Annotated in this window: 12 protein-coding genes and 1 pseudogene; 9 read left to right on the top strand and 4 right to left on the bottom strand. The window is 64.7% G+C overall.

Going from position 1 to position 13,297, the window contains the following annotated elements; genetic code table 11:
• Window positions 1-114 precede the first annotated feature (114 nt).
• Together ACZLZY_RS22445 and ACZLZY_RS22440 are read left to right on the top strand one after the other, a co-directional pair.
• Window positions 115-1,065, top strand: a complete 951-nt coding sequence (locus ACZLZY_RS22445) for a WxcM-like domain-containing protein (protein WP_472936285.1) — start codon at window positions 115-117, stop codon at window positions 1,063-1,065.
• The gene (locus ACZLZY_RS22440; RefSeq protein ID WP_472936284.1) at window positions 1,062-1,481 is read left to right on the top strand and encodes a GtrA family protein; all 420 of its coding nucleotides are present in this window, start codon (window positions 1,062-1,064) and stop codon (window positions 1,479-1,481) included. Before ACZLZY_RS22445 ends, ACZLZY_RS22440 begins: the two co-directional genes overlap by 4 nt.
• A 90-nt stretch (window positions 1,482-1,571) precedes the next feature.
• Here ACZLZY_RS22440 and ACZLZY_RS22435 read toward each other — a convergent pair.
• Window positions 1,572-1,813, bottom strand: a pseudogene (locus ACZLZY_RS22435) (IS3 family transposase); the annotation flags it as partial.
• 69 nt (window positions 1,814-1,882) lie between these two features.
• A complete protein-coding gene (locus ACZLZY_RS22430) occupies window positions 1,883-2,659 on the bottom strand; it encodes an IclR family transcriptional regulator (protein ID WP_472936283.1) in 777 nt (258 codons plus the stop codon).
• Window positions 2,660-2,770: 111 nt separating this feature from the next.
• Here ACZLZY_RS22430 and ACZLZY_RS22425 point away from each other — a divergent pair, with 111 nt between their 5' ends.
• Both ACZLZY_RS22425 and ACZLZY_RS22420 read left to right on the top strand, forming a co-directional pair.
• Window positions 2,771-4,306: an AMP-binding protein gene (locus ACZLZY_RS22425; protein ID WP_472936282.1), complete on the top strand. Its 1,536-nt coding sequence runs from the start codon at window positions 2,771-2,773 to the stop codon at window positions 4,304-4,306.
• Window positions 4,307-4,316: 10 nt separating this feature from the next.
• On the top strand, window positions 4,317-5,081 hold the full coding sequence (locus ACZLZY_RS22420; protein ID WP_472936281.1) for an enoyl-CoA hydratase/isomerase family protein: 765 nt from the start codon (window positions 4,317-4,319) through the stop codon (window positions 5,079-5,081).
• 148 nt (window positions 5,082-5,229) lie between these two features.
• On the opposite strand, the gene ACZLZY_RS22415 is transcribed toward ACZLZY_RS22420, so the two are convergent.
• Window positions 5,230-6,066, bottom strand: a complete 837-nt coding sequence (locus ACZLZY_RS22415; protein WP_472936280.1) for a transporter substrate-binding domain-containing protein — start codon at window positions 6,064-6,066, stop codon at window positions 5,230-5,232.
• Window positions 6,067-6,373: 307 nt separating this feature from the next.
• Between ACZLZY_RS22415 and ACZLZY_RS22410 the strand changes: the two genes are divergently transcribed.
• From ACZLZY_RS22410 to ACZLZY_RS22395, 4 genes are read left to right on the top strand one after another with little or no spacing between them, the layout of a single operon-like run.
• Window positions 6,374-7,021, top strand: a complete 648-nt coding sequence (locus ACZLZY_RS22410; protein ID WP_472936279.1) for an amino acid ABC transporter permease — start codon at window positions 6,374-6,376, stop codon at window positions 7,019-7,021.
• 10 nt (window positions 7,022-7,031) lie between these two features.
• The gene (locus tag ACZLZY_RS22405; protein ID WP_472936278.1) at window positions 7,032-7,775 is read left to right on the top strand and encodes an amino acid ABC transporter ATP-binding protein; all 744 of its coding nucleotides are present in this window, start codon (window positions 7,032-7,034) and stop codon (window positions 7,773-7,775) included.
• Between the two features lie 24 nt (window positions 7,776-7,799).
• Window positions 7,800-8,696: a dihydrodipicolinate synthase family protein gene (locus ACZLZY_RS22400; protein ID WP_472936277.1), complete on the top strand. Its 897-nt coding sequence runs from the start codon at window positions 7,800-7,802 to the stop codon at window positions 8,694-8,696.
• Between the two features lie 3 nt (window positions 8,697-8,699).
• On the top strand, window positions 8,700-9,854 hold the full coding sequence (locus ACZLZY_RS22395) for an alpha-hydroxy acid oxidase (RefSeq protein WP_472936276.1): 1,155 nt from the start codon (window positions 8,700-8,702) through the stop codon (window positions 9,852-9,854).
• Here ACZLZY_RS22395 and ACZLZY_RS22390 read toward each other — a convergent pair.
• Complete coding sequence (locus ACZLZY_RS22390) at window positions 9,834-11,285, bottom strand: FAD-binding oxidoreductase (RefSeq protein ID WP_472936275.1); 1,452 nt, start codon at window positions 11,283-11,285, stop codon at window positions 9,834-9,836. The two genes, ACZLZY_RS22395 and ACZLZY_RS22390, sit on opposite strands and share 21 nt — an antisense overlap.
• Before the next feature lie 839 nt (window positions 11,286-12,124).
• Between ACZLZY_RS22390 and ACZLZY_RS22385 the strand changes: the two genes are divergently transcribed.
• Window positions 12,125-13,288 carry a sugar ABC transporter substrate-binding protein gene (locus ACZLZY_RS22385; protein ID WP_472936274.1) on the top strand — a complete coding sequence of 388 codons (1,164 nt, stop codon included), beginning with the start codon at window positions 12,125-12,127 and terminating at the stop codon, window positions 13,286-13,288.
• The last annotated feature ends 9 nt before the right edge of the window (window positions 13,289-13,297 follow it).

The following is a 13,297-nucleotide window of genomic DNA, read 5'->3' as shown; positions in this document are numbered from 1 at the left end:
AGGCTCGGCCGCTCCCGGTCTGAATCACCTGAGGTAACGTCACGCTGAGCGGTCTTCCCGTGATTCAAGAAATGCGGGCGGGCGTCGCAGCTCCATCGAGATGGTCTAGGTTTCATGGCATCTGATAAGTTTTTTCTACACCCACAAGGCCTGTGCGAGAGCCAAGCGATCGGAGAGGGGACGCGCATCTGGGCATTCGCGCATGTTCTGGCGGGTGCGAAGATCGGGCGCAACGGCAACATCTGCGACCACGTCTTCATCGAGAACGATGTCGTGGTCGGGGACGATGTAACGATCAAGTGCGGCGTTCAGCTGTGGGACGGACTGCGCTTGGGCGACCGGGTCTTTGTCGGCCCCAATGCGACCTTCACCAATGATCGCTTCCCGCGCTCCAAACAATATCCCGAGGCCTTTTTGCCGACGGTGGTCGAAGACGGCGTGTCGATCGGGGCCAATGCAACGATCCTGCCGGGGGTTCGCATCGGTACAGGGGCGATGATCGGGGCCGGTGCGGTGGTCACGCGCGATGTCCCGCCCTTTGCCACAGTGGTGGGCAATCCTGCCGTGATCATCGGCTATCAGGATACCGCGCAGACACCGCACACCGAACAGTATGGCGCGGAGCTGTCGGCTAAGATCGGCACGCGTTTTGCGCTGGGCGTCAAGAATTGCTGGATCGAGCGGCTACCGCATTTCGCCGACATGCGCGGAAGCCTCACCGCGATCGAAATGGACAGGGGGCTTCCGTTCACCCCGAGGCGCGTCTTTCTGGTCCACGGTGTTCCCGGCCACAACGTTCGCGGCGAGCATGCCCATATCCTGTGCGAGCAGTTTCTGATCGCAGCGCATGGCGGTGTTTCCGTCGTGCTCGACGACGGCGATCACCGAACGGAGGTGCGGTTGACGGATCCGACGATGGGCCTCTACCTCGCGCCCATGGTCTGGGGCATCCAGTACAAGTTCGATGCCGATAGCGTCCTCATGGTGGCTGCCTCTCACGCCTATGATGCGGCCGACTACATCCGCGATTACAGTGCTTTCCGCGAAGCCGCGGCGCGCCAATGAGCGACAGTGGCCGTAAGCCGATGCTGTCGGGATTTGCCGGTGACGGGCTGCGGTTTCTCCTAGCCGGCGGCGCCAATACCCTTTTGACCTTCGCGCTCTATCAGTTGCTTCTGTTCATCGCGTCGCCGTCCGTTGCCTACGCGCTGTCCTGGCTTTTCGGCTTGGCTTTCGTTGTTGTCGTCTACCCCGCCAAGGTGTTTGCGGGCGCGCAAAAGGGGGGACGGGCGCGCCTCTACCTCGGCGCCAGCTATGTCGCGATGTTTCTGATCGGGCTGGCGACCTTGCACGGCCTTTCTACCCTCAGTGTGCCGCCCCGTATCGCGATCATTCTCGTCATGGCGGTCACGACCCTCGCCAACTTCCTGCTGGGCCGGCTTATCTTCCGGCGTCGAGAATCCGGGCAACTCGGCAGCTAAGGGCGGAAAACTTGCGGATCTCCGCAAGCCCGGCCGACCTGACGTCCTCTCTTCTCTGCGCCGCTTCAGCAGGACATGCGGGCGCCGCTATGCAAAGCGCCGGCGCTCCCTTGCCAAGGCGACCATGCGCTCGCGCAGGACATCGTCCTGTGGTCGAGTGGACCGATAGCGGACCGTCGTGCGGGAGCAGCCGATGGATTTAGACGCCCGCCGTTCGCTCATCCCGTAGTGCTGCATGAGATGAGCGACGGCATTCCACCTGGCCGAGGGCATGACCACCTCTTTGCCTGACGATCCCTTAGCGCAACGTTGTCGAGCATCGCGTCCACCACGGGATAAGGTCAACGCACCGAGCGCCACGTTCGGTTCGGGGAGCCGACCCTATCCAGCGTCCCCCAGTGTCACGTCGGCATGCCCTGTGACATCGACCGCGCGGCGGCGATGAGGGTCGGCACGAAACGCTGGACCAGCACGTCTTCCTGGTAGCGGAAGCGGGACGCGCCGAGGCTGACCGCGGCCATCAACTGTCCGTCCGGCGAGACGATCGGCGCGGCGATCGAGATGTCGCCGGTATAGATCTGCTCCTGCACCAGGGCGAAACCGCTTTCCCGAGCCAACCGAATGCGCTCCCAGATGCCCTCGCGGTCGTAGATCGTCTTCGACGTGAAGGCCCGCAGCGTCGAGCGGTCCAGGATGTCATCGACGGCCCGGTCGTCGAGCGCCGACAGCACGGCCAGACCGCCCGCGGTGCAGTAGGCGGGCAGCCGGCTGCCGACGATGACGTCGGTGTCCAGCACATTCGGCGAAAGATACCGCGAGAGATAGATGATCTCGGTGTCGTCGAGAACGGTCAGCGAGATCGTTTCCTCCGTCGTCCGGTTGAGATGCGATAAATAGGGATGCGCCCGCAATACCAGCGGGCTGGAGCGGGTGTACTGGTAGGCCATGTTCAGGGACTTCGGCGTCAGCTCATAGGCCTTCGAGCGTGCATCCTTTCTGAGATAGCCCAGCTGCGACAGCGTGTGCGTGAACCGCTGGGTCGCGGACCGGTCAAGGCCCGTCCGGACAGCCAGTTGCGTCAAGGTCTGCCGGGGATTGGCCGCGTCGAACGTCGCGAGAATTCGAAACGCCTTTTCGACGGCCCGGACCATCAAAGGGTCGTCTCGATCTTCACTCATGGTTCCATCCTTGTTCGGCCAATGGCAGGCGCGCATTGACATCGGGAGAGCAATTCACTCAAATAGCAATAACACTAATCGCAATGCGATAACAATGGTGGTGTGAGGAGAATGCACTTGGCGTCATGGGAAGGCGAAGGATTTCTGCATCTGATCGCTGCCGAGGTGCAGGCGCATCCCGATCGCATCTATGCCACGGAATTTACGCCGGACGGTCTCGTCGCGCATCGGCTTGCCGAAATCGCTGAGCGTTCCACGGCATTCGCGATAGGCCTTCACCAGCACGGCGTCCGACGGGGCGACCGTGTCGCCTGCATGCTGAGCACACATTCTGACTACCTTTGTCTGGTGCTGGCCATGGCACGGCTCGGCGCGGTGTGGGTGCCGATCGGCACGCGTCTGCTGCCGGTCAACCTCGAGTACATGTTCGGTGAGGCGGGTGTAAGCCACGTGGTCGCAGAAGCAGCCTTCGCCGATACGGTCTCGGCGGCGGCAGGTCCTGGAATGACCATCCTGCTGCGCCAGCCTGAGGAGGGCCTCGCTGGGGTGCTCGGTTTGCCCGGCACCCTGCCGGACGGCGACGTCGATCCCGGCGACCTCCTGATGATCAGTTTCACCTCCGGTACCACCGGCCGCCCGAAGAGTGTGCCGGTGACTCATGCGATGATGCGGTTCTCCGCTGAGGCGGCGGCCCGCGCGGCGCAGGCCGACAAGGGCGAGATCCTTTATGTCTGGGAGCCCTTCAACCATATCGGCGGCGCCCAGCTGATCATTCTGCCGCTGATCCGCGACGTGACCCTCGCGTTGACGCCGCGCTTCACCGCATCGGGCTTCTGGGACGAGGTGCGGGCCTGCGGCGCGACGCGCATCCACCACCTCGGCGGCATTCTCCAGATGCTCCTGAAGCAGCCGCCGTCGCCCCGCGACCGCGACCACGGCGTCACCATCGCCTGGGGCGGGGGGTGCACGGCGGAGGTCTGGGCTGAGTTCTCGAACCGCTTCGGGACACGCATGGTCGAGGGCTACGGCATGACGGAGGCCTCCAGCCTCACAACCATCAACGACGAGGACCTGCCGGGTCTCGTCGGGCGCGCCCTGCCTTGGTTCGACGTGCGGATCCTGGCACCGGACGGGCGCGAGTGCCCGCGCGGCACCCGCGGCGAGATCGTTGTCGAGCCCATCGGCAAGGGAGCAGCGGCGCTGTTCACGGGTTACCTGAACTCCGAGGAGGCGACGCGCGAGGCCTTGCGCGGTGGACGTCTGCACACCGGAGACCAGGGCGAGATGGACGCGGAAGGGCGCGTGCGCTTCCACGGCCGCCTGAAGGAGACGATCCGCGTGCGCGGCGAGAACGTCTCGGCCTGGGAGGTCGAGCACGTCGTCGACCAGCACGATGCCGTGGCGGCCTGTGCCGTCATTCCCGTCAAGGCCGACATCGGCGAGGCCGACATCAAGTTGTTCATTCAGCTGGCGCCGGACCGTCAGCTCTCCGGGGATGAACTCTTCGACTGGGCCCGGCTCCGGCTCGCCCCGCACCAGCTGCCCCGCCACATCGCCTTCATCCCCGCCTTCGAGCGCACACCCAGCGAGCGGATCATCAAGCACACGCTCGACAATGCCCCCACCGGGGACTGGTCCCGGACCTGAGAGGAAGACCATGACCGACATGTCAGACCACATCTTGCAGAGGATGGAGGGCTCCGTCCTCGTCATCACCTTGAACAAGCCTGCCAAGCTGAATGCTTGGGACAAGCCGATGCGGGACGACCTCGTCACCGCCATCCTGAAGGCCTCGAAGGCGCCCGAGGTCGAGGCGCTGATATTGACCGGGGCCGGCGAGCGGGCCTTCTGCGCCGGACAGGACCTCAACGAAGGCAAGACCTTCGACGCCGACCGGGCGGAACTGTGGATCGAGGAATGGCGCACGCTCTACAACGTCATCCGTCGCTTCGAGAAGCCGTTCGTGGCAGCGCTGAACGGGATCGCCGCCGGCTCGGCTTTCCAGGTCTCCTTGCTGGCTGACTTCCGCATCGGCCATGCGCAGTCGAGGATGGGCCAGCCGGAGATCAACAACGGCATCGCGAGTGTCACCGGCTTCTGGATCCTGCGGGAAATGCTGGGCCTCGCCCGCGCGATCGATCTCGTGCAGACCGGGCGCATCCTCGAGGCCGAGGAATGCCATCGCCTGGGACTGGTGAACGAGATCGTGGCGGTCGATCAGGTCATGCCGCGCTCGCTGGAGTTCGCACGCATGCTGGCGGCCAAGCCGAAGCAAGCCTACGCCTTCAACAAGCAGCGCATCTGCGCGGCGACCCAGTCCGGCTTCGACGAAACCTTCGAGCTCGCCCGCCAGATCCACCGCAAGGCCTTCGAGGCCGGCGAGACGCAGGCTGAGATGACGAAGTTCCTGAACCGGAAGTGATGTGCAAAAGGCGCCGGGATGATCCTGGCGCCTTCTGCATGCCGCCCTCGAGAGGCGGAGCTTTCGGGAAGCGTCATGCCATCCGAGCGACCAAGCCCCGTGCAGCCCTTGGGCTGCACGGGGCTTTTTTATGACGCAGGCCCGGTGATTAGAACTCGATGCCCTTGGGGATCGCCGTCGTGTCCATACCGGCGGCCTTGAACCCTTCGATCAGCAGCGGGGCGATCGACTGGTCCGCCCGCTTCTGCTCGCCCCAGGCCTGGATGAAGTCGCGCAGGCGGCCATCGCCATCCTTGCGCAGACCCGCTGCGGCCGGAATGCCCCGCTCCGGCGTCGGGACGGTGTAGCCGGAAAAGACCTGCGCGGCGGTCGAGAAGGTCTGCAGGCAGATCGGGAGTTCCTGCAAAAGGTACTGTGCGCGGCCGGACTGGACGGCCATGACCGCCTCGGTCATTTCCTTCAGCGTCATGACCTTGGCCTTGGGCAGCTCGTTCTTGATGAACTGGGTCTGTGCCGTGCCGGTCACCATCGCGAAGGTGACGTCCGGCGAATTATAGGCTTCCCAGGTCGGCTTGGTTTCGGCGTTCTTGCCGGCGATCACGCAATCGGTCATGCGGTAGAGCGGACCGGCCATGTCGAGCGCCTTCTTGCGCTCCTCGGTCGCGGTCATGCCGGGAAAGATGTCGATGCGTCCGGCCTGGAGGTCGAGCACGACGCTCTGCCACGTCGTCTCGTGCCATTTTACCGTCAGCGGCTTTCCCATCTTCTTCGACAGGTCGGCGACCATCTGGCGGCAGACGTTGGGGCCGTATCCTTCATATTGCAGTTCGCTGCCGGTGTAGAAGGAGGTCGGCTTGTAGGAGTGGATGCCGCCACAAACCACTTCGCCGCTCTGTTCGATCTTGTCCCAGAGCGCCTCGCTCATGGCAGGGGTTGCGGAGGTAATTCCGGCGACAACGAGTGCGGCGGCCAGCTTGTAGGTCATGTCATGCTCCAGGTTGTTGGGTGCAGCTGCGGCAATGCCTTGAGCAGCATCTCCACCTCACAAACTTCCGCAAGCTAAATCTGACTCCTGGATCGCAAATTTGGCTTCTATGCCTCAAATCTGGTCATTTTTCCTCCTTAAGTTATCGCTTTACGATAAAATGGTGGTTTATATCGATATAGTTTGGGTTTCGTTATCTCGAAAGGTTGGATTTCGGACGCGGGGCAGGTTTAGTGTCGGGGTGACGCCATGACCAGACCTTTGGCGGCAGCATCAGGCCGCTCGTCGGCGAAAGACGGAGATCCGCATGTACGAGTTCGACTGGTCGGTGGTTCTGGACTTCGATCTCTGGGTGCGGGCCATCGGCGTCACCGTCGCCTATGCGGTGGTCACGTCCATCGCCGGCCTGCTGCTCGGTATCGTTCTCGGACTGGTCCTGGTGGCGCGGGTGCCCGTGCTGGTCTGGATCGTCAGGCTCTATATCCACGTGTTCCGCTGCACGCCGCTTCTCGTTCAGATCGTCTGGTTCTTCTACGCGCTGCCGATGATGACGGGCTTCACCATGCCCGACTGGTTCGCCGCGGGGCTGGGATTGACGCTCTACATGGCGGCGTTCTCCGCCGAGATTTTCCGTGCCGGGGTCATCTCGATCGAGCGGGGTCAGTGGGAGGCCTCCACTGTCCTCGGCTTCTCCTACGTGACGAAGATGCGCCACATCATCCTGCCGCAGGCGACGCGGCGCATGATCCCGCCGATCGTCAGCCAGGGCATCCTGCAGCTGAAGAACACCTCGCTGCTGTCGGTCGTCGCCATGCCCGACATCATGTACGCGGCGGGTGGCCTGACGATGTCCACCTATCGTCCGCTCGAAGTCTATACGTTCGCAGCGCTTCTCTACCTCCTGATCCTGACGCCGGTGACGCTTCTGGCGAACCGTTTCGAAATCAAGCATTGAGGGCACCGGCGTGATCTCCACCCGCGAACTGCATAAGAGCTTTGGCCCTGTCCATGTGCTGAAGGGCATCGATCTCGACGTCGAGGAGGGACAGGTCTGCGTTTTGATCGGCCCCTCCGGTTGCGGCAAGTCTACCTTGCTGCGCTGCCTGAACCTTCTGGAGCAGCCAACGTCGGGCGCTTTGGAGGTGGCGGGAACGCGCCTTGCCTTCGATCCCGCGACACGCTTGCCGGAGCGCCGCCAGGCCGAGTATCGATCCAAGACCGGGATGGTCTTCCAGAGTTTCAATCTCTTTCCGCACATGACGGTGCTGGAAAACGTCGCTTCCGGCCCGCTGCTGAACGGCTTCAAGGGCAAGGCCGATGCCCATGCCTTGGCCAAGCAGCTGCTCGCACGCGTTGGTCTGACCGGCAAGGAGGATCTCTATCCCCGCCAGATCTCGGGCGGTCAGTCGCAACGCGTGGCAATCGCCCGCGCGTTGGCGCTGGAGCCCAAGGTCATGCTGTTCGACGAGCCGACGTCCGCGCTCGATCCCGAGCTCGTCGGCGAGGTGCTCGATGTCATGCAGAGCCTTGCCCGCGACGGCACCACGATGATCGTGGTCACGCACGAGATGGGCTTTGCCCGCAACGTCGCCTCCAAGGTGATCTTCATGGAGGACGGCCGCGTCGTCGAGACGGGGGATCCGAAGCGCGTTCTGCGCGAACCCCAAACGGACCGTCTTCGCGAGTTTCTGTCGCGCGTCGAACACTGATCGCCTCGAACCCCGGACCGCCGCATGAACGCCCAAGACCTTCGCGGGATTTTCCCCGCCATTCCGACGCCCCTCACCGATGCCGGCGAGGTCGATCTCCCCCGGCTGAGAATCCTCGTGGAAGCCAATCTCGCGGCCGGTGCGAGCGGGATGGCGCCGGTTGGCGGAACCGGCGAATATACGGCGCTGAGCCAAGCCCAGCGACTTCAAGTCGTCCGTTGCGTCGTGGGGGTCGTTGCCGGCCGTGTCCCGGTGGTGGCCGGCGTCGTCTCCCCCGGGCGCGCCGAGGCCGTTGAGGCCGGCGAGGCCTTCCGACAGGCGGGTGCCGACGCGCTGCTGCTGGTGACGCCCTTCTACGTCGTCCCCTCGCAGCAAGGCGTCATCGACTATTTCCGCGCCTACCGCGCCGCGGTCGATTTGCCGATCGTCTATTACGACGTGCCCTCGCGCACGCAGTTCGTCACGGCGATCGAGACGCTGCGATCGCTGGCGGAGGACGGCACGGTGATCGGCGCCAAGATCTGCAACACGGACGCCTATTACTTCAACCGCCTGTCCGCAGCGCTTGGCAACCGCATCGCCCTCCTGTCCGGCGACGACATGATGTATGCGGTGCATGTGCTGCATGGCGCGACGGGCGGTATCCTCGCCAGTGCGCCGATGCTGCCGGCGACTTGGACGCGGATCCACGACCTCCTCGCCTCCGGGAATGTCGCCGCGGGGCTGGCGCTCCATCGCCAGCTGCTGCCGGTCTTCGCGGCGCTGTTCAACGAGGTGAACCCCGGACCGCTGAAGGCGATGATGGCCGATCTCGGCCAGCCCGTCGGTCCTGTCTCCTTGCCGCTGACGGCGCCGAACGCCGCCACCCGCGCCTTGATCATGGAGGCGGTCGCCGCGGTGCGGGCGAACGGCATGGCCTGAACCATGCGGCGCGCGAACTTCCTCGATTTTAACGAGGCGAAAGCCGCGGCCAAGGCCTTCCTCCCCCGCGCCCTGTTCGACTACATCGACCGCGGGACCGAAAGCGAACGGGCGTTGCGCCGGCTGAGACAGGGTTTCGACAACCGCCGCGTCGTGCCGCGCGTGCTGCAGCCCGTCGCGGACCCGGATCTCTCGGCCACCCTCTTCGGGACGCGCTGTCCTTCGCCCTTCGTGATCGCGCCGACGGCCCTTGCGGGTCTCGTGCGGTTTGACGGTGAGGTCGCGATGGCGCGGGCGGCAGGCCGGGCCGGCATCCCCTTTACCGTAGCCACGCAGTCGTCGACGCCTATCGAGACGATCGTTGCGAACGCCCCCGGGGCCGAGCTCTGGTTCCAGCTCTATGTCTGGCAGGACCGCGGGGAAACCTGGAAACTGCTCGACCGGGTCGCCCGCTGCGGCGTCGTGACGCTGGTGCTCACCGTCGACACGCCGGCCTCGCCGAAGAAGATCCACAACGCCCGCAACGGTTTTGCAATTCCGCTTGGGCCATCCATGACGCTGGCGGCGGATCTCGCGCGGCACCCGCATTGGACTCTCGGCGTCATCGGCCGCTACGCGCTCGGCAACGGACTGCCCGCCTACGCCCACTATCCCGGCAATGCGGCCGGAAGCGTGACGTCCGCGATCTCCGACCCGCGTTTCGCCCTCGACACGGCGCTGGATGGCGCGTTCCTCGCCGAGCTCCGCCGGAGATGGCAGGGGCGGCTGCTGGTGAAGGGCGTGCTCGCGCCAGCGGATGCGGTCACGGCCCTTCAGGCAGGATGCGACGGCATCGTCGTCTCCTCGCACGGCGGCCGGAACCACGACAGCGCGGCGCGCCCGCTGGAGGTACTGCCGCTGATCCGGGCGGCGGTTGGCCCGGCGGCAACGCTTCTCGCCGACAGCGGAGTCCGGCGCGGATCGGACGCGGCCAAGTTGCTCGCCGCGGGCGCCGATGGCGTGCTCCTCGGCCGAGCGCCCCTCTATGGCCTTGCGGCGAACGGGGAGGAGGGTGTCGTCTCCTTGCTCGAACTGCTGATCGACGAGCTGCGAGCCTTTCTTGCCTTTACCGGGGCACCCGACATCGCGGCGCTCTCGTCACACGACTGGCTTGGCTGATGGCGCCGCCGCCGCGAGCAAGGCGCCGGGGTTCATCAGTCTGTTGGGGTCGATGATGCCCTTCAAATCGCGCATCAGCGACAGCCGGTCCGGATCGCTGCGGCGGGCGAGTTCGGCGACGAGCTTGCGCCCGATGCCGTGCTCGGCAGAGAACGTCCCGCCGAGATCGGCGACGATGTCGTGCACGATCCCCATGATGATGTCGGTGACGGCATCGCCGTCGGGGAGGGCATCCCACGCGGCATGGGGGAAGTGGACGATGAAGTGGACGTTGCCGTCGCCGAGATGCGAGACGATGAGGATGGTCGCCGCGGGATAGACCGCCTTGACGGCCGCGGCGGCCCGATCGACGAGGTCGGGCACGCGGGAAGGGCGCACCGCGATGTCGTGCGACAGGCTGTGGCCGACGATCCGGTTGGCTTCGGAGACCGAATGGCGGACGTGCCAGATGCCCTCCGCCTGCGCGCCGCTCCGGGCGATGAAGGCGTCGGTCAGCAGACCTTCTTCGAAGATCTCTGTCAGCCAGGCCTCCAGCGAGAACTCGAGGTCATTGGCGGCATCGCTGGTCCCGAGCTCGACCATCAGCGACCAGCGGGGAACCTGCTCGAGCGGCAGGCGGGTCCGGGGGATGTGGCGCAGCACGAGGTCGATCTCGTCGCCGTTGACGAGTTCGACGGCCTGGATCGCCGTATCGAACCGCTCCTGCAGGCGAATGAGCAGGGCGACGGCCGTCGGTAGTTCGTCGAAAGCCAGCCAGGCGCTGGCGGAGGACCGCAGGACCGGATGAAGCTTCAGCGCCGCCGCCGTGACGACGCCGAGCGTGCCCTCCGCGCCGATGAAGAGCTGCTTCAGGTCGTAGCCGGTGTTATTCTTCTTGAGACCACCCAGATCCGAGAGGACCCGGCCATCCGGCAGCACCACCTCCAGTCCGGCCACGAGATCGCGCATCGGTCCGTAGCGGACTGCGCCGGTGCCACCGGCATTAGTCGAGATCAGGCCGCCGATCTGGGCCGTGCCCTCGCTGCCGAGATGCAGCGGAATGCGCCGATCCTCGCCCAGCGCCGCCTCGTGGACGGCGGCGAGCGTCGCGCCCGCCTCGACGACGAGAAGGTTCGACGCCCGGTCGATCTCGAGAATGCACCGCATCCGTCCGAGACACAGCACGATGCCGCGCTCGCCGGCGTTCGGTGTTGCGCCGTAGGACAGGCCGGTATTGCCGCCTTGCGGGGTCACCGGGCGGCCGGCGGCGGTTGCGATCTGCAGCACCGCGGCGACGTCGCCGCGCGAGCCCGGAAACACCGCTGCGACCGCATCGCCCCGGACGTGGCCACGCCAGTCTTCGAGCAGCGGGCCGATGTCGGCCGGGTCGGTCCTGACGTGATCCTTCCCGATCGCCTTGCGCAATGTTGCGACGAACGCGTCATCTGTCATGTCGAGTTCCTTGAAAGCATGTTTCGTCCGGTGGGCGGGCGGGAGCTGCAGAGGGCTTGCGTTTCGGCGCCGGGCGTCTGGTTCAGCGGTGCCTGACAAGGTCAGCGGGCAGCGGCGTCCAGAGCCGCGAGCAGGCTTTCGCGGTGCGCCCGCAGGCCTGACGTGGTGCCATTCTGCCGTCAGGTCTATCCGACATCGCGCGCGCGAACGCCGGGCGGATCTCGTTCGGGGAGGGCCGGGCGGAAAGGCTCGTCATCAACTGATCTCCGATCATGTCGTCACGAGGCTAGCGGCAATGGCCCTGGAGTTCAGCGAAAAGTCCGCATAAGCCAATGCCAGAACGGAATGACCGGGGCAAACTTGCCAGCTGATGCACCCGGAGGGGAGCCGGTGACACTCCCCTGCATGGTCGAAAGATAGCCGCGCCAGAAACTATTTCGTCCGTGCCCCAAAAGCCGTTTTAAAGCTTTTGCAGTGCACACCGAAGTCTCCGGTGAGCCGTGTTGCACTGCACTCATCGTCGGAGTTTTCGTATTCTGGCTGTGACGTCGCGGCGTACTGTTGAGGTGCCTCAATTGCCAAGAAGACGAGGATGCGTTGCCTCAGTATTCCGTCGCAAGATTACCTCTTGCTGCCTCCGCGAAAGTCATATCCTAGTGAGGCTGTCTGCGGTTCTTAGCAGGTAGCTGGGAGGCTTCCGAGAAGCCCGGACCCAGAATTTGCAACAGGCTGCGCCAATGATGGCCTGTGCGAGAAAAGCGTCGTGGTAGAGGACCAACGTTGACCTCAGGACGGGGCTGCGCGGATGGTTCGATCGTAGCCTGGGGAGGAAACACGACATGACATTCGAGCCGAACTCATTGAAGAGGCGAGGTCGCGCCAGTCTCGCTGCCGGGCTAGCCGTGACTGCGGCCGTGCTCGTCCTCACGGTCGGCGCGAAGGCTGCCGGACCGGAGATCGTTTCCGGGCCCAGCGCCGATCCTGAATGTTACAAGCCACTGACCGCAGAGACGAAGTTCTTTCAGTATCCGAAGAAACAAGGCCCCTACCGCATCGCGCTGGCCAACGGCTTCATCGGCAACACTTGGCGCATCCAGATGGTGCAGACGGCCAAGGCCTATGCCGAGCAGCCGGAGGTGAAGGCCAAGCTGAAGGAGTTCAAGCTGGTGTCGACGGGCGACGACGTCGCGGCACAGATCGCAGCCGTCGATAACTTCATCAATTCGGGATACGACGCGGTCATCGTCAACGCGCAGAACCCAACTGCCTTCAAGCCGGTGATCAAGCGCGCAAAGGCTGCCGGTGTCGTGCTGGTGGCTTTCGACAACACGCTGGATTCCGACGAGGCGATCAACGTCAACGTCGACCAGAAGGGCCTCGGCAAGCTCTGGGGCGAGTGGCTGGTCAAGAATGTCGCCAGCGGGAAGGGCAAGCTGCTCGAAGTGCGCGGCGTCACCGGCACCTCGGTCGATCGCGATCGGCATGAGGGCATTCAGGAAGTGCTTGCCGCCTCGCCCGGCCCCTGGGAGAGCATCGAGGTCGTCGGTCGCTGGGACGACGGCACGGCGCAGAAGGTCGTCGCCGACGCCATCGCCGTTCACAAGAAGTTCGACGGCGTTTCTGTGCAGGGCGGCTCGACGGGAACGGTGCGCGCCATGATCGACGCCGGCCATCCGTTCGTCCCGATCGGCGGCGAGACGGAGAACGGTTTTCGCAAGCTGTGCTCGGAGCATTCCAAGGACGGGCTGAAGTGCACGTCGGCTGGCAGTGGTCCGGCGCAGGTCGCCGTCGCCATCAAGACGGCGCTCGCCGCCCTCGACGGAGAAATCGTGCCGCAGTCGATCGCGCTGCCGCTCTCCATCGTGTCCGATCCCGACTTCAAGGACGGCGAAAGCTTCTACTCGAAGGAAACCGACAACTTCTTTGTCGGTAATTCCTTCCCGACCTGCGGCATCAACTTTACCGCGCAGGAAATCATGGGCCAGAGCCAGGCCAACCAATAGCCTGCTTCG

The sequence above is a fragment of the Mesocryomonas lacus genome (assembly GCF_055730135.2).
The sequence above is the reverse complement of the archived record's forward strand: the minus strand, read 5'-3'. Positions and strand labels throughout refer to the sequence as shown.